Here is a 16,601-nt window from a genome sequence, read left to right as displayed (position 1 = left end):
TCAACCGAGAGACTTATTTCGGACATACTTTTGGCTCCGGCATCTTCAGCGGCTCTTTAATTGGGTAGTTAGGGCTGTTGTAGGTGGCACAGGAGGTGGTGACTTTTACCTCATCACAAGGCATAAAGTGCACCGTGATACCGCAGGTTTTTTGCCCGGTGTAATCAGGTACGGGTACCACTTTGCTATGCTGGCGGTTATTGGCACTCATTTTTTTGTACCAAGCTAGATACTTTGCCTCATCAGCGAATCCAGGAAAACCTTTAGTTGAAGCCTCACCACTCTCCCAATCAACTCTGACGGTCATTCCCGGTTGCCATGGCCCCGAGACGCCATAACAGCAACCGCCGCCACCGCCATCATAAGGACCGATAGCATCAATACCCGACTGACCATCGACGCTGAAGTTATTGATAGCCCAATGAGTGTGGTTGATGGCTTCGATGGTGCCACCACCTCCACCTTGCGCTTCAGCGCCGGGCTGGGTACATGCTGAGAGCAGAAAAAGCCCCGCCAGCAGGCTGAATTTGTTGAGTTTCATGTCACTGTTCCTTCCGTTGAGGTAAGACTGATGAATAACACGTGGCTTAGGATTTACCGCTCACCAAGAAATCAGGAAATCATAAGCTTTTTGTTATCAGTGGGTTAAGCGTTCGAGAGACTTATTTCGGACATACTTTTGGCTCCGGCATCTTCAGCGGTTCTTTAATTGGGTGATTAGGGCTGTTGTAGATGTAACAGGAGGTGGTAACTTTTACCTCATCACAAGGCATAAAATGTACTGTGATACCGCAGGTTTTTTGCCCGGTATAGTCCGGCACAGGTACCACTTTGCTATGTTGACGATTCTGAGCTTTCATTTTTTTTTCCCATTCCAAGTACTTATCCCATTCGTCAAAACCTGGAGCACCTTTTGAACCACCCATCCCTGTTTCCCAATCAACTCTGACCGTCATTCCCGGTCGCCATGGCCCCGAGACGCCATAACAGCAACCGCCGCCACCGCCCTGATAAGGGCCGATAATGTCGATGCCCGACTGACCATCGACGCTGAAGTTATTGATAGCCCAGTGGGTGTGGTTGATGGCTTCGATGGTGCCACCACCACCTTGCGCTTCTGCGCCAGATTGGGTACAAGCCGAAAGCAGAAAAAGCCCCGCCAACAAGCTGAATTTGTTGAGTTTCATGTCACTGTTCCTTCCGTTGAGGTAAGACTGATGAATACACGTGGCTTAGGATTTACCGCTCGCCAAGAAATCAGGAAATCATAAGCTTTTTGTTATCAGTGGGTTAAGCGTTCGAGAGACTTATTTCGGACATACTTTAGGCTCCGGCATCTTCAACGGTTCTTTAATCGGGTAATTAGGGCTGTTGTAGGTGGCACAGGAAGTGGTGACTTTTACCTCATCACAAGGCATAAAGTGCACCGTGATACCGCAGGTTTTTTGCCCAGTATAATCGGGTACAGGCACAACCTTGCTATGCTGACGGTTTTGAGACGTCATTTTTTTTCCCATTCCAGATACTTATCCCACTTGTCATAACCTGGAAACCCGTCCATATCACCCACCCCTGTTTCCCAATCAACTCTGACGGTCATTCCCGGTCGCCATGGCCCAGAGACGCCATAACAGCAACCGCCGCCACCGCCCTGATAAGGGCCGATAATGTCGATGCCCGACTGGCCATCGACGCTGAAGTTATTAATAGCCCAATGAGTGTGATTGATGGCTTCGATGGTGCCGCCCCCGCCGCCCTGTGCTTCAGCTCCGGGCTGGGTACATGCTGAGAGCAGAAACAGCCCCGCCAGCAGGCTGAGTTTGTTGAGTTTCATGTCACTGTTCCCAAGAGGCGTTGCTTGACGAAATCGTCCCTTTCGTCATCCATCAATAACCCTGCCTCCGTGGCCGCCATCATTCCCTCGTAACAAACAGAGAACACTGTTTCCTGCCCCATTATTAAGGTATCTGGAACAGTGAGGTGTCTGAGTAATAGATTCACGTCACAGACACACATTAAATTTTCCAGTTGCCTGTCGTCGAGGATCAGCATAGATATCTCCTCCTCACGTTTGAGCAATGCGCCATTCCCTGCGATTTGACGGGGTTGGTTATCTCTGTCCAGCCAGCTCCAAAAAATAGCCGGGCGCAGAAGATGAGCTTGCTGGTTGGCATCGAGAATATGCGAAAATAGCAAAGGAAAAATTCGGGAGTCATAGAACCGAAAAATCCCCTCCTGGCTGCCACAGACCACGTTAGTACAGCGAGTTAAGTAATCAGCGAGACTGGCGAAGGGCCAGACCGAACAGAGCATTAATAATTGCCCTGTCCCGGCTAACTGCATGGCCAATTCAATCATCCATTGCCGCTGTAGCGTATTGTCGAGATCGATACGGATCAACAACGGCGCATCCTCCAAAAGTATTTCTTCAGGAAGGTCTTTAAACAGAGAGTCCCATTGAATGGCAGTTTCAAAGTTTGTGAGTGTCGGGAGCAACGAAAAGTCACTTCCCGCCTGATCGATAATCATATCGATGTGTTTTATTTTTAAATCGCTACAGGATGACTCAATTAATTCAACCCACTTAATAACCTGCTCGTTATTCATTGTTATGCGCTCCTTGGCACAAAGCCTTGCGCGAGTGCCTGTGCCTTTTTAAGGCACTCTTTACACACCGAATTGGGTAATTCTGGCAATGGGAAATCCTGGCTCGCCGGGGACTCCATTTTATGCATCCCTTTGAGGCTTAATAGTCCTGGCCCGTGGATTTCAATTTCACCCTGTGGTGTTAAACGGATATATGCCCCACCGCACCCCAGTGTAATGCCGTTCTTGGCGGTCAATTGCAGATGCCCTTGAGTTGACTGGACAGTGACATCTTTTAATGCTGTCAGGGAAAGTACATCGCCGTGTGACTCAACTTCTAATGGCCCTTTGCCTGAGACCAGCCGCATCCCTTCCTGTTGTGAAAGCAGAGAAACCGCTTGGGAGGCATTTGCCGAAAATCGCTGAGAGCTGGTCAGGTTTATTTCCCCCTGACTTTGCAGATACATTGCTTTGCCACTTTGCAGCAACAGACTTTCTGGCGTAACCGCGCCAATACCTTGTGGCGCACTCATCAGCAAGACAGGACCTTTAAGCTGGGTTGAGTCAGTCAAAAGCTGCTTCAAACTGCTGTTCTCTGGCGGGAAATTATGATGCGTCTGAGTAATGCTTCCCCATTCCGTCATCTGGTTTAGTGCACCTTTCATCAGACTGATAGGTTGCGCCATCTCCAGCACCTGCCCCTGAGCTTTGGCCTGACCGTCGGCACTGATAAAGAGGCCCTTTTCTGCACGCAATGCACCAAAACTGTCGGTACGCAGCTCAAAACCTTCACCCCGAGGCTGTTTCTCGTTATCAACTAAATGCCCCAGGTTCAGTTGGCTTTTGCCGCCGTATTCGGTGCTGAGCTTGATGTGCTCTTTACCTCGTTCATCTTCAAGGCGCAGTTTATTATTCGACGGAGTGCGCAGTACGTTGCGTTTGTAATTACTGATGGTGACATGGTCGCCGTGCGCCGAGTCGTGCAACACAGAGGCAATATACGGCCGGTCCGGGTTGCCATCCTCAAACGCAATCGCCACTTCGGTGCCCGCCAGCAGCGGCAGGTGCAGGCCGTAGGTATCACCCGCATACGGTCGAGCCTGACGAACCCACAAGCTTTCGTAACCCGGCTCCCAACTGTCACGGTCGAACATCAGATTGACACGGTAGCGCCCGTCTTTGTCGATATGACCATAAGTGTCGTTCGCAGTGGTGCTGGTCACCCGCGCCGGCAAGGTCCCAGCCATGGTCGGCTTGCGGATAAGTGCTGGACGGAAGCAATAATCTTCGGAGTAAGGGATGGCCTCAAAATGCACTTCATAGCTGCGGTCACGGCGGGCATAGCTGGTGATGCGGGTGATGACCACCCCTTTACCAAACTGTGCCGGTACATCGTTTCCGGTGACTTTCAGTTCCTGACCCGGCCCCAGTGTCGCCGCATTGGCCACCCCCGAAAAACGCGCCTGATTGTTCAGGTAACGTTCATGGCGCAGGCGGGCATAAAACGCCCCACTTTCACTTTCCGGCTCACGCCCCTCGCTGCCTGCGGTCAGGTAGTTATCGGCGTAATGATAAGCTTCGCCGTAGGTGGTGGTATCACCCCGAGTGATATCGGCCCCGGCCGTCATATCGGCAGTGGCGGTGCGATAGTTGTAATCGCCGGTACTGACTGATTTTTCAACCACCTGATGAGCACTGGACAAGTCCCAGACCGACTCCACGCCGCTGTCGTGCATCCCCGAAGGTGGCACTGCCTGTAGTGTCAGTCCTGTCGGGTAAAAGCGCTGGTCGTCATAAAACTCCACCACATCAATATTGAGTTTGGGGTCAGCGGTAAAACGAAACCAGATCCCCACTTCCGCCAGCAGGCGGCTGATAAAGGTCAGGTCATCTTCGCCGTATTGCATCACCTGCTCGCGGCGCGGATATTCACGGGCCAGCGTGAAGACAAAATCCTGACCGCGCATGTCATGGCGCTCACGCAGAATTTTTTCCACAATCTGCGGCACCGACATGTCCTGATAAATCCCGTTCTGATGGCTGCGCGACAACAAAGCCAACCGCGGTTGCAGACTCAGTTCGTAACGGCATTCATCTTTTGAAGCAGACAGGCGTTTAAATCCGGTCACCACGCCGTGGATCACCCGCTGGGTCTGCTGAACCGTCACGCCAAAGGCTTCGGCCACCGGGGCCGCCAATGTCAGTGACGCGTCCTGCATCAGCATCGTGGCCGGGTCAATCGCCTTGTCTGCGCTGGTGAATTGAATGTCGTAACAGAACGGCTGGCTTAAACTTTCGTGACCTTCAAAGCCCAGTACATCAACAGAGGCCGTGCTGTCGCGGACCACCAGTTTGTGGTGGCTATGGTCAAACCGAATAGCAAGGAGAGAGGTATTCATTTTTCGCCTCCTTCAAATTCAAGGGTAATGCCGTCGGCTTCATCCCAGCCCAAGGTCAGCGAGGTGGTGCGCTGTTGCTCACTCATGCGGCTTAACAGTTGTTGGCTCAGCACCGGTAAAATCTGCTGATTGAGCAGGCTATCGATGTTGCGCGCGCCAGTGTCCGGCAGCAGGCAGGCGGCGACTAGCGTGTCGTACAGGCTTTCTTCAATCGAGCAGTGCAAGCCGTAATGTTTGTTCAGGCGTTTAGCGACCTGTGCCAGTTTCATCTCGACGATGGTACGCAACGCGGTGGCATCCAGTGGGCGGTAGATCAGGGTCTGGAAGCGGGCCAGCAAGGCGGGCTGGAAGTGGTCACGTAGGATCGGGCGCAGCAGTTCATGCAGATCGCTATGGGTCGCTTCCGGTTGTTCATCCAGTAACTGCATCAGATGATCACTGCCCAGATTGGCGGTCATCAGGATCACGGTGTTACGAAAATCAATTTCGCGCCCTTCACCGTCGCGCATAAAGCCACGGTCAAATACCTGATAGAACAGGTTAATGACATCAGCGTGCGCTTTCTCAACTTCGTCAAGCAGCACCACGCTGTACGGGCGCTTGCGCACCGCCTCGGTCAGAATGCCGCCCTGACCGTAACCGACATAGCCCGGTGGCGAACCTTTCAACTGAGAAACGGTGTGCGCCTCCTGATATTCAGACATGTTGATGGTGATCAGCGATTTCTCGCCACCGAACAGTGTGTCGGCCAGTGCCAGCGCAGTCTCGGTTTTGCCCACCCCACTGGGGCCAACCAGCAGGAACACCCCCAGCGGGCCATTTTCGGACGTCAGGCCGGTTTTGGCGGCGCGCAGGCGTTGCGCCATCTCAACCAGCGCCGCATCCTGACCGACCACCCGGGTCGCGAGGTGGTTTTCCAGTTGCAATAAATCGGTCTGTTCGTCTTTCAGCAGGCTGCTCAACGGCACGCCGGTCCAGTCGGCGATAACCGTCGCCACCGTGCGCACATCAACATCCAGCGACAGCAGCGGCGCATTACCCTGAATCTGACTTAACTCTTCCTGCAACCTGGCCAGATGTGCCGCGTTGGCGATATCCTGACGCGCGTCGATAATCAGGGCGGTGAGGCGTTGCTCTGCTGCATATTGCTGTTCAAGCGTTTGCTGCCCAACCAGCAGTTCTGCGCGGCGTTGGTCAATCTCAGATAAGCGGGTTGAACCGATACTCGGCAGCAGGAGCAAATCCTGTTCGATGGCCTGTTGCTCCATCGCCAATGCAGCCAGTTCGGCGTTAATTTCCATCAGCGCGACCGGTAGCGTGTCGATGCTCATCCGCACGCGGGCACCGGCAGTATCGAGCAGGTCCACCGCTTTATCCGGCAGTTGGCGACCGGTCAGGAAGCGCCGCGACAGGGTAACCGCAGCGGTAATAGCAGAATCCAGAATATGCACGCCGTGGTGCTGGGCGTAGCGGCCCTTTAAGCCGCGCAGCATCAGGCTGGCTTTGGCGTCGTCCGGCTCGTCAACTTTCACCATCTGGAAGCGGCGTTCTAATGCGGCATCCCGTTCAAAATACTGTTTGTATTCCGACCAGGTGGTAGCAGCAATGGTGCGCAGTTCACCACGCGCCAGTGCTGGTTTCAGCAGGTTGGCGGCATCTGCGCCACCGGCCTGATTACCGGCACCGATGATGGTGTGGGCTTCGTCGATAAACAGCAACACCGGTGTTGGCGATTGTTGTACCGCCTCGATAACATTTTTCAGCCGCTGCTCGAACTCGCCTTTGACCCCAGCCCCGGCTTGCAACAGGCCCAAGTCCAGGGTGCGCAGGCTGACGGTTTTCAGGCTATCCGGCACGTTACCTTCGGCAATGCGCAGCGCCAGCCCTTCAACCAAGGCGGTTTTACCCACACCCGGTTCACCGACCAGAATCGGGTTGTTTTTACGGCGGCGCGACAGGATGTCGACCATCTGGCGGATCTCGCTGTCGCGACCAAAAATCGGGTCAATCTGCCCGGTTTTCGCTTTAGCAGTAACATCGAGGGTAAATTTATCCAGCGCCGCTTGCAGGGCGTCATTGAGTTGCGGCTGGCCACTGGTAGAGGTAGTAGTCGCTGCCTCATTGGTCAGATTGACCGGGCTGTCTGCCAGTGCCGCTGCCTGCTGCACCTCAGGACGTTCATCGGATTGGCTGTCCAGCAAAGGTAACAGGCGGTGTAACTGGGTGGTGCTCAGGCTGAGCAACGGCCATCCCGCCTCTGCGGTCAATAATGATGGCGAATTTATCAGAGCAGATAACAGATGAACCGAGCGCACCGCATCGGCATCTTCCTGCAACGAGGCATCTAGCCAGGCACTTTTGATCAGTTGCTGTAACGCGGCTGACAACTGGGGTTTGCCCTGCACCGTGCGCGGCAAAGTATCCAGATGGGCCAGCAACCCCTGCCACAGGCTGTCCATGTCCCACTCATAACGACGGGCAATCACCGTAATATCGCCTTCACCCTGTTCCAGCAGTTTCAACAACCAATGTTCAACGGTTATCTCGGCATGGGCACGGGTCTGACACAGGGTTGCAGCACCGGCCAGTGCCTGCGCGCAATAGGGATTTAACCGACGTAATAAGTGTGCTGAATGCGTTGTCATAAATTCTCTTCCTTGTATGCGAAACCTGATACGTTAGCCGGTTTCACTGGCGTTATTGTCGCCGTCAGTTTGAACACGGACAGCGCGCAAGGCCCGGAGCGTACACGCAGTACGTGATGGCCCGAGCACTGCCCAGGTGCAAAATGGCAAGTAAAATAGCCAGATGAAGCTGGCGTCGGGCACGCTACCGCCCATAGCCATAAACCGAGGCCCATAAGGTCATCTGATAAAATGTCAGTGCGTTTAGCGAAATACCGAGGCGCCGATGCTCAGCTAAAAACACAAAAACAGCAGACGGCGAACCGCCTGCTGTAAGATCTTACGCAGTGGTACGTTCGTTCCAGGAATCGGAATGAATGATGTTGCCGTCTTTGTAAGTCCAGGTAATTTTTTCGTAACGCAGCTCAATAGCTTCGAGGTGATTGTGTTTCTCTTTGGCCGGATCCTTGATGTCGTGCATCTTCGGTGCCACTTTCACCAGTTTCACGTTCTCAAGCTTGGTATTGAAATATTCCACTTCCTGGCCCGCATCGTTAATGCGATACCATTTGAACTCAGCGGATTTCAGGGTCTGGCCGGTGGTTACCGCTTTGTACAGGTACGGGCTGGAAGAATCGATTTCCTTGGTGAACAGGAACGGGGTATGGATACGGGTGCCGGTCAGCTTGCCCGTGTTGTTGTCTGTCGGGATATACAGGTTATGTTCCTGTGCCACGATCTCAATACTGCCTTCGCGATCTTTAACATCTACGGAACCTTTAATGTCCGCACCGCCATCATCTTTCAGCCACAGATATACTGGAATTGCCATGGGTTACTTCTCCATTTCTAGGTTAATCACTCATCAATCATTTGATGAGTCTTGGGGGCTGGTGCTTTGCAGGCATCAACCTGCGGCACCAAACTAATATCGACACGACGGTTGAGCGCACGGCCTTCCGCAGTGTCATTTGTTGCAATCGGGCGTGTCGCCCCGTAGCCCTGAACCGCAAAGCAGGTGGGTGAGACGTCGCTGGTTGAGAGCATCCAGTCGCGTAGTGCTTCTGCGCGTTTAAGTGACAGCGTCTGATTAGCGTCGGCATCACCCGTAATATCGGTATGCCCTGCAACCACTATCAGCCAGCCGGGTTTGGCTTTGATGTCGATAAGCGCGTTGACCAGCATTTTGGTACTGCCCGGTTTGAGCTGGAACTTGCCCGTATCAAATAACGACAGCGCGTCGAGGCGTACCGTTGTTGCTACGCCCACTTCCTCTATCGCTGGCGGTGGGATATAGGCTTGAACAGCATCGAGTAGAGGCTGGTGCAGACGTTCCCCCTGATACAGCCCCAATCCCATACGCAGTGGTTCACCATTACGGAACCACTCATTGAGCTGTGCAGCATCATGGCGTAATACCTCAACAGCTTTTGCTTTTGGGCCATAATCCGTCATGGCTATGCTGTGGTAATGGCGAATATCAAAACTCACACGGTGCAACAATTGTCGGTTTTGCCAGGCACTGCTGCACAAAGCCACTATTGCCGCCAGGGTCAGTAAAGTGACGCCATGGCGCAGCACCCGGCGACGTGACGACACACCACTGCCGAGGGGAAGTGTTGAAAAGACAAAATCTGGCAAAGGCAAGACGTCATGCGCAGCCGTCGACGGTGGATGCCAACCGGACACCTGTCTCAGCGAGGTATGGGCGGTTAGCCAATGTTGCCAGAGGGAGCTTTGCTCTATATCTGGCAGACCAGCAACCTGCTGCTGAATAATCTGCTGTACAGAGACCGGTGCCACATCCTCATTGCGCGCCTGCAACACCGGGAGCACTTGTGCTTTCAGCCAGTCATGATGGCAGCTGAACAACACTGTCTGTTTCAGTCGTTCCGCCTGTACAACATTGCTTTGTGCGCGCTGCCAGTCGGCCAGAGATCCCGGCGTCGAGATGGTTGACCAGAGCGTCAGCGGCGGAGTTTGCTGGTGTGACAGCCAAACCACATCACCGGTAAGCGAAGTGGCCACCGTGCTACTCACCAGCAAGGGAATGTGATGGCGGCTATCGCTACGCAGTTGCATCAGTTGCCAGCGCAGCTCTTGCAGATCGGTGGCCAGCAGGCGCTCATCGCTGCGTTGCTGTGGATTCACCACCACCATCACCGCCAACTGAGAGGCCCATTCAGGCCGCTGCCACAGAAGCTGTCGGGTAAACAGTTGTAGGCTGTTTATCTCATCCACTCGCAGCCAGCAGCCTTGCGCAGTCTGCAGCATCCTCTCGGTGCCAAATAATGATGCCAGACCATCACCACAGACCAGCACCACCGGTAAACGGTGGTTTTCAGGTGGAAGCGGATTTTCGGATGGTAGGGAGAATAGCGGTTCAGAGAATGCCATGTTCGGTTGACGTCTAGCCCGCCCTATTCCCACCAAGCAAATAAGGGCAACCAGCAACAGCATAAGCCAGCCGACTAACAGAGAGAAAGGCAGGAACGCCAGACACAATATGACCGCCAGAAGACCCGCCCATAGCCATAACCCATATCGCCACAGCGGACTCATCACATTGGCCCCGGTAACAATGTCGGTAACAAACCAGATAGCCAGTGGTCAAGACCTCACCACAGCAGCGCGACCATCAGCGCAGCCAACCCCAGTCGCACTGGCCAGTAACGCAGCCAGACCCCAAGACGGTTACGGGATGAGGCAGTTGCCAAGATCCCACGTGATGGTGAAAAGCTGAACGCCGGTACCCGTGCGGTCAGTTGGCTGACCAGTTGTTCCCGTTCAGGTACCGCAATAGAGCGATATCCCCCGAGGAACCCCAACATCAACACCCGGTGAAAACAGGTCAGTACTGCACTATCGGGTGCGGGCTCACGCAACACGGTGCGCATCTGCTCATAAAGCTGGTTACCGGCATCTAGAGTGTTGAAAAAATGCGCCTGCAAGGGCGAGTGACACCACACAAAGTAGGCATCATCCTGTACACCGCGGCCTTTCACAGTTTCATCCAGCAGAGCACATTGTGCGTACCTGATGTGCTGGCAACTTTGTTCGCTGTGGCCGGCGTCTTTCAGCGCCTGATGGACACGTTCAATGTCTGCAACACAGCGTTGCCAAAATGCCTGCCCTTCACCTTCGGAGCAGGCCATTCCCTGACGCAGGCTGATCACCTGCAGCCAGGTATCCTGTAGTAATGCATCAATATTCCCCGTAGGGGAGTGTTCAGTTATTTGATGGTTCATGCGCGCAACACCGCAAACAATTCCAGTTGGATCTCACCCAGCGTACCAGGCACATAGAACACACAAGCCCCTGCCTCCATCATCTGCTTCGCAGCAGGGTGGCTGAGATCAAGGGAGAAATACTGATTTTCCAGGCGCAATGGGATGGCGGCAGGGACATGGCTCAGTGGACGCAATGGGATCCCGCTCAGTGCAACATTCACCACATTACCGACATCATCCGGCGCTCCGGCTTTACACAACTGCGGGAACTGGGTTTGTAACTGCGCTGAAGACAGAGTGGAACGTACCGACAGATAGAAATCGGCCCCCTCACGCAAGCGAGGATCACGCAGGGTCGCTCGCCACTGATTGATACGCGGTTCATGCTCCAGCTCAATCGCCACCACCCGAGAAGGGAGGCTGGCTTCCAGCAGAATATTCAGCAAAGCAAATAAGGGAGGAAAGACGCGGGTCAGGTGTTCATGCTGATAGGCTGGGATCGCTGTCACCTCGTGTTCAAGGGAAAACGTCAGCAAACTGCCCGCCAGTCTTGCCAGTTCCTGATACAGCCGTTCTGGGTGGATCTGTGGATAACGCTGAAAATTCCCCAGCACCGGTTCAGCGCTGTTAAGGGCATTGAGCAGCCAGAACAGCGACACATCCGCGACAGCAAAATCGGCCATTCGTGCATTGCTTTCCCGGCGCATGCCCATCAGTCGCTGTAAACGCGCCCGAAGCTGCACCATCAGTAATTCCAACTGTTCGCCACACCAGGCACTGGCCTGCAGGCTCAGCATAGGCGGGATAAAACGTGGGTCCAGTGTCCAGCGACCTTGCGCATCCCGCAGCAAACGCGCCACCGGGCAGACCTGATAATCGCCGTTTTCCTGACTGTCCAACCGCAGGGTCAGTTGGTGGTACATCACCGCGACCTGCTTTTTATCATCCCCATACTGATTTTGTACATCGCGCCAGGCCTGACGATGGCGCACGGGCCGTTCGCCCCGCTCATCGGGTTGCAGACAGTTCCCCCCGTTGGCATACAGTTGTGGCATCGCCAGCATAACCGTGGCTTCGGTGGCCTCCGGCGGCAGATTGGCGGCCAGTGTCAGTGTCGGGGGCAACACATCAGCACAATCGGTGTCCACCAGGACACCGTCCTGAAAACGAAGGTGCAAACGTTCTGCTTTCAGGCGGCCCTGAGCCAATGCATCTAATGCAAAAGTGGCCTGAAGGACTCCCCAGGGATGCATGACGCCCATTTGTGCGATGCATTCATTGGTCCAGGCCTCCCAAGAAGCCTGTTGTTGAAATTGCTGCGGGGAAATCAAAACTCCGCGAGTCCACAGAGGACGTTCAATCTTCATGGGTACTTCCTTGCGTACAATCATGCCCGATAAATTTCAAATTACGGCAAGGGCATTCACCCCGGTCATTGACTGGGGTGAATGGGCGTAGCCAACAATGCTGCAGTTTGAAAAATGATGACAATCAGGCTTTCGCCTTCGGCATCTGGGAAACCAATGACAGATTCACGTCCATACCTTCAACCTGGAAGTGCGGCACGGCATACAGCTTCACGCGGAAGAAACCGGGGTTGTCTTCGATATCTTCCACCGTGACTTTTGCATCACGCAGCGGATGGGAAGCCTGCAAGTCATCACCCGGATCAGTCATTTCCGTCACCAACCCACGGATCCAGTTATTCAGCTCCAGCTCCAACAGACGGCGGTCTTTGGTGGTGCCGATGTTCTCGCGCTGAATAAGCTTCAGGTAATGGGCAATGCGTGACAGCAAGAAGATGTATGGCAAGCGGGCATTAATACGGCTGTTGGCAGTGGCATCAGCAGTGTCATACAGCGCAGGCTTCTGGGCAGAGTTGGCCGAGAAGAAGCACGAGTAATCACGGTTTTTGTAGTACGACAGCGGAATAAAGCCCAGATTGGCAAACTCAAATTCACGCGTTTCCGGGATCATCACTTCTGACGGGATTTTGACCTGATTACCGGTACCCAAATCGTACAGGTGAATAGGCAGGTTGGTCACCGCGCCACCGGCCTGCGGGCCACGGATCTGCACACACCAGCCGTTTTTGATGAAGCTTTTCACCATATTGGCGGCAAAGGCAAACGAGGCGTTGGTCCACAGATAACGGTCATGGTCCGGCCCTTTCACCTGCTCTACGTAGTTAAAGCTGCGTACCGGCACCGTGTCCGGGCCGTAAGGTAAGCGCCCCAGCACGCGCGGCATGGTCAGGCCGATATAGCGGGAATCATCTGAGTCGCGGAAGGCTTTCCATTTGATGTATTCGGCACGGTCAAAGTAGTTACCGATATCTTTGATGGCGGCCACTTCTTCCATGTTCTCTTTACCAAAGAACTCTGGACCCACTGAGCCAATAAACGGCATATGGGCTGCCGCGGCGACCTTGGAGATATTGCGCAATAGCGCGATATCTTGCGGGCTACGGTCGAACTCGTAGTTGGAGATAGCGGCGGCAATCGGTTCGCCACCGGGGGTGTCGTATTCCTGAATGTAAGTCTGGGTGTAGAGACCGCTTTGCACGATTTCAGGGGCGTCTTCAAAATCCTGCACCAGATGATCTTTACTGATATCCAGCAGTTCGATACGCACGTTTTGACGGAAATCGGTTTGATCGATAAGGGATTTCACGCCACGCCAGGTCGACTCCACCCGTTGGAAATCAGGGTGATGCATCACCGCATCCAACTGGCGACTGATTTGATCATCCAGCGCCGCAATGTGGCCATCCAGCAGGGTTTTATCCAGCTTTTCCACTTTTTTCGACGACTGCTTCAGCAGGTCTAAAAAGACACTGACGGCGGCAGTGACACGCTCATCAGTAGTGGCATCCGCCATGGTATCGTTGTTCTGGAAAGCATCCAGACCCGTCAATGAGGAGACTGGGCTCAGGTTGATTTTTTCAAATAAAGAGGCATAAACCCCCTGGGCTACGGGACGGTTTTTCTCTAATACGGTCGTCGCAGTACTCTGCGCACTGTTTTCCAGTACAGACATCAGCATGTTCCTTTTCTTCTTTCTACAAGCAGCCAATCCGGCGATTAACAGTCTTTGGGGGCCAATGCCGCCAGTTCAGCACGCAGCTCATCACTCAATGCTTCGTCTTTGAGGATGTTTTCCAGCTCACGGCGGAAGGTGGCGTTGTCCAGCAAATTGGACTTGAGATCACGCAGCAGATTGCGCATTGCCAGCAAGGCACGCAGTTGTGGGATTTGACGGGCGACACTTTCCGGCTCGAAATCTTTCATGTCGTTGAAGGTCAGAGATACGGCGGTATCGGTATTATCCCCTGCCAAAGTATCAGGCACCGTTAATTTCAGGCTCGGTTGGAACTCGGCCAACACGCTGTTGAAATTATTTTTATTGATATTAAGCTTTTCACGTTCGGACAGCGGACGCTGTTCCTGACCGTTGCTGTAATCGCCCATCACCAGAAGTTTTAAAGGTAGTTCGACTTTCTTCTGGGCACCGCCGGTGTGGAGGTCTAATTTAATATTAATACGCGCTTTGGGTATCTCATTTTGGAAGCTTGACGAGGCCATTGACTTTCCTTGTTAGAGGACGGGAATTTAGGAAATCCACCCCTGAAAAGATGCGTAAAAATAATCGGCATCACCTGGAACAATAGCCATCGCTCACCAATAAACCGTGGCAATGAAATTAAGGAAAATAATTGTTCGTAGATAACCTTCGCATTCGCAGGATGGCATAACACAGTATCTGACAGGTATTTTTCACACACATAAGTATATCGATTAAATACCCAGTGGCGGCAGTGTAAAAACATTAGCCAGGTAACACCAATGGGTTAAATGTTACAAAATGTAACTATTAGCATTTCAGAAAAAATGCAACATCACATTGAAGAATAAGAAGTTTCTTGTTAGGTAAGAAAAAATCCTTGTGCCTTAGCACGTTAAAAATCATCATGAAATTTAAACCAAGACTGCACGAAATGCATTGTAGGAATGGTCCTACATTTTATTTTTTTAAGAGTGTGATCTGACGCCAGAGTATTTCACAACAAAGAGGGATAAAGAGGAACCTAACGGTTATCACAATGAATCAGTTAACTGTTAATAACGTAAAAATGACTTATCGATATATAATTTCATTGAATGATACATGCAGTACCAGAAAATAGAGGTATGTGGCAGATTTATACCGATGAGAAACTGCTGTGCAGCGAAAAATACGATTATCAACGCAGTTGGTAATACAAGTAAAAAATGATATCCGAGAACAATCCGGTTTCGGTTGTACGGAGTTGACTCTCTCCAGCGTCAGCCACGCTAAGTGTATAGCTAGGTGATAAATGTATAAAATCAATTACATAGGTCAATAAGTTGATATTGATCACTTAATCAGCTCGCCTCAGCAAGACTAATCCTATGAAAATCATCACTGGGCGATCATTTTTAATACAGCCAAACCTGGCATTTGCCAGAAAAATCCGCCCCTCCCTACCCCGATAACCATCAATTTACCTCGTCAGCATAATGCTGTACGGTCCGGGTGGATTCAGAACGAAGGTTAAAAGAGAGCTGTACCATCGTAGCGACAAGTCCCAAATTATCGACAAAAAAACTCTCTTGATTTTGGCACCATCTAGATTACGACAAACACGCCTCATTAATATGAAAACGATACGATTGTATTCTTTTTCCATTTTTATCTTTTTCATTATTGAGTTATTATGTGCATTAACCGTTTTGATGCTGAGCTTGATTATCTGGGCTATAGTCACTGGGTTAATACCTAACTTTAAATAACACATAACGGTGCGTTCCTTGCCCATGAGTGCGTTCTCACTGGCCGGGTAACTCATTGCATTACTTTCAGCTTGTAACTCTTTTCCCTCCAGTAAACCAATAGTACTCTGGATTATATTGTCAATTATATTATTACTGTAATTACCATATATAATGCCTGGGTTATTATCAGGTAATTTACCGTCGGCAGCTAAACCCTGACTATCATTCAAGAACACAATAAATAATGTATGTTTTTGTTACCCTGAGTATCCCGAACATGGCGTTCACAATAGCGTTGTGTATCCTGCTTTGAAACCAGATTTAATACTTGTGTTTTTTTAGCCAGAATAATAGATGAATCATTAAGTATTAATTCAGTTATCTTATCTAAATGCTTGGATAGTTCAGATTGCAATGCTAAAGAGAAAAAGATATTTTTTTATGAATAACCACCATAACGCATTTGTTCATAAACCCTCTTGGGAGATCTGCTGGTATCTCGGTAATTCTCAACATAAAAATTTAAATCGTATCGATGACACCTAAACACACCTAATGACAACTACAACAAACACCCTAAAAACAGCATTTATTCTATTTCAAGATCAACAATGCGGCAACATACGCCACAAATTAGCAGATATATAGTTTTTTACTCCAAAAATTAAATAAAGGAAGATGCTATACATCTTAAAATATAGCCAATAGTAGCTTGTACATTTTTTAATATCGGAATTAAAAAAAAACTTAAACCGCACTCAGCCATTCCCTAAAAATACAAATTGACAATAAATTATTTAAAGTTTAAATATGCGTTCACTATAACTACATTCAAAATTTATTATAACTCGCTGAGATCATCATTAATAAGAAAAGCCATGTACTTGCCGGTAGAATTGGGAAATGTATGTTGTATGTTAAGAACAACTCCACCTATCCTGCCACTGAGCAGCTAATCAACCACGT

At 51.4% G+C, this 16,601-nt stretch carries 12 protein-coding genes and 1 pseudogene; all 13 read right to left on the bottom strand.

Annotated features, from left to right (window positions below; genetic code table 11):
• Positions 1 to 13: 13 nt before the first annotated feature.
• Positions 14 to 541, bottom strand: coding sequence for a DUF3304 domain-containing protein (locus V1955_RS03155; RefSeq protein WP_442820511.1), 528 nt, complete (start codon positions 539 to 541; stop codon positions 14 to 16).
• A gap of 121 nt (positions 542 to 662) precedes the next feature.
• Positions 663 to 1,187 (bottom strand): DUF3304 domain-containing protein, encoded by a 525-nt coding sequence (locus V1955_RS03150; protein WP_442820510.1) that lies wholly within the window; start codon positions 1,185 to 1,187, stop codon positions 663 to 665.
• Between the two features lie 120 nt (positions 1,188 to 1,307).
• Positions 1,308 to 1,834 (bottom strand): annotated as a pseudogene (locus tag V1955_RS03145) (DUF3304 domain-containing protein).
• The gene (locus tag V1955_RS03140) at positions 1,831 to 2,607 is read right to left on the bottom strand and encodes a DUF4123 domain-containing protein (RefSeq protein ID WP_129198225.1); all 777 of its coding nucleotides are present in this window, start codon (positions 2,605 to 2,607) and stop codon (positions 1,831 to 1,833) included. The pseudogene V1955_RS03145 and the gene V1955_RS03140 overlap by 4 nt, the downstream one beginning before the upstream one ends.
• A gap of 2 nt (positions 2,608 to 2,609) precedes the next feature.
• Positions 2,610 to 4,985, bottom strand: a complete 2,376-nt coding sequence (vgrG, locus tag V1955_RS03135) for a type VI secretion system tip protein VgrG (protein WP_442820509.1) — start codon at positions 4,983 to 4,985, stop codon at positions 2,610 to 2,612.
• A complete protein-coding gene (gene tssH / locus V1955_RS03130) occupies positions 4,982 to 7,630 on the bottom strand; it encodes a type VI secretion system ATPase TssH (protein ID WP_442820508.1) in 2,649 nt (882 codons plus the stop codon). Before tssH ends, vgrG begins: the two co-directional genes overlap by 4 nt.
• Before the next feature lie 319 nt (positions 7,631 to 7,949).
• Positions 7,950 to 8,441, bottom strand: a complete 492-nt coding sequence (hcp, locus tag V1955_RS03125; RefSeq protein ID WP_004711812.1) for a type VI secretion system effector Hcp — start codon at positions 8,439 to 8,441, stop codon at positions 7,950 to 7,952.
• 26 nt (positions 8,442 to 8,467) lie between these two features.
• Entirely contained in the window at positions 8,468 to 10,171 is a 1,704-nt protein-coding gene (locus V1955_RS03120) for an OmpA family protein (protein WP_420073478.1), read from the bottom strand.
• A gap of 56 nt (positions 10,172 to 10,227) precedes the next feature.
• Positions 10,228 to 10,857 (bottom strand): type VI secretion system protein TssL, short form, encoded by a 630-nt coding sequence (gene tssL, locus V1955_RS03115; protein ID WP_442820507.1) that lies wholly within the window; start codon positions 10,855 to 10,857, stop codon positions 10,228 to 10,230.
• On the bottom strand, positions 10,854 to 12,206 hold the full coding sequence (tssK, locus tag V1955_RS03110; RefSeq protein WP_050292348.1) for a type VI secretion system baseplate subunit TssK: 1,353 nt from the start codon (positions 12,204 to 12,206) through the stop codon (positions 10,854 to 10,856). The genes tssL and tssK overlap by 4 nt, the downstream gene beginning before the upstream one ends.
• A gap of 124 nt (positions 12,207 to 12,330) precedes the next feature.
• On the bottom strand, positions 12,331 to 13,884 hold the full coding sequence (tssC, locus tag V1955_RS03105) for a type VI secretion system contractile sheath large subunit (protein ID WP_442820506.1): 1,554 nt from the start codon (positions 13,882 to 13,884) through the stop codon (positions 12,331 to 12,333).
• Between the two features lie 38 nt (positions 13,885 to 13,922).
• A complete protein-coding gene (gene tssB, locus V1955_RS03100) occupies positions 13,923 to 14,423 on the bottom strand; it encodes a type VI secretion system contractile sheath small subunit (protein WP_083162567.1) in 501 nt (166 codons plus the stop codon).
• A gap of 941 nt (positions 14,424 to 15,364) precedes the next feature.
• A complete protein-coding gene (locus V1955_RS03095; RefSeq protein ID WP_442821414.1) occupies positions 15,365 to 15,679 on the bottom strand; it encodes a helix-turn-helix transcriptional regulator in 315 nt (104 codons plus the stop codon).
• Positions 15,680 to 16,601 lie beyond the last annotated feature (922 nt).

Origin of the sequence: Yersinia sp. 2545 StPb PI (assembly GCF_052217125.1) — a bacterium.
GTDB lineage: Bacteria > Pseudomonadota > Gammaproteobacteria > Enterobacterales > Enterobacteriaceae > Yersinia > Yersinia enterocolitica_E.
This window is presented reverse-complemented; position numbering and strand designations above follow the sequence as displayed.

Excerpts from the sequence above, each read along its gene's own strand:
- tssC (WP_442820506.1), bottom strand. The coding sequence starts at position 13,884 with ATGCTGATGTCTGTACTGGAAAACAGTGCGCAGAGTACTGCGACGACC.
- V1955_RS03095 (WP_442821414.1), bottom strand. The coding sequence starts at position 15,679 with ATGGGCAAGGAACGCACCGTTATGTGTTATTTAAAGTTAGGTATTAAC.
- V1955_RS03155 (WP_442820511.1), bottom strand. The coding sequence starts at position 541 with ATGAAACTCAACAAATTCAGCCTGCTGGCGGGGCTTTTTCTGCTCTCA.
- tssL (WP_442820507.1), bottom strand. The coding sequence starts at position 10,857 with ATGAACCATCAAATAACTGAACACTCCCCTACGGGGAATATTGATGCA.
- V1955_RS03140 (WP_129198225.1), bottom strand. The coding sequence starts at position 2,607 with ATGAATAACGAGCAGGTTATTAAGTGGGTTGAATTAATTGAGTCATCC.
- V1955_RS03150 (WP_442820510.1), bottom strand. The coding sequence starts at position 1,187 with ATGAAACTCAACAAATTCAGCTTGTTGGCGGGGCTTTTTCTGCTTTCG.
- tssB (WP_083162567.1), bottom strand. The coding sequence starts at position 14,423 with ATGGCCTCGTCAAGCTTCCAAAATGAGATACCCAAAGCGCGTATTAAT.
- V1955_RS03120 (WP_420073478.1), bottom strand. The coding sequence starts at position 10,171 with ATGAGTCCGCTGTGGCGATATGGGTTATGGCTATGGGCGGGTCTTCTG.
- tssK (WP_050292348.1), bottom strand. The coding sequence starts at position 12,206 with ATGAAGATTGAACGTCCTCTGTGGACTCGCGGAGTTTTGATTTCCCCG.
- vgrG (WP_442820509.1), bottom strand. The coding sequence starts at position 4,985 with ATGAATACCTCTCTCCTTGCTATTCGGTTTGACCATAGCCACCACAAA.
- tssH (WP_442820508.1), bottom strand. The coding sequence starts at position 7,630 with ATGACAACGCATTCAGCACACTTATTACGTCGGTTAAATCCCTATTGC.
- hcp (WP_004711812.1), bottom strand. The coding sequence starts at position 8,441 with ATGGCAATTCCAGTATATCTGTGGCTGAAAGATGATGGCGGTGCGGAC.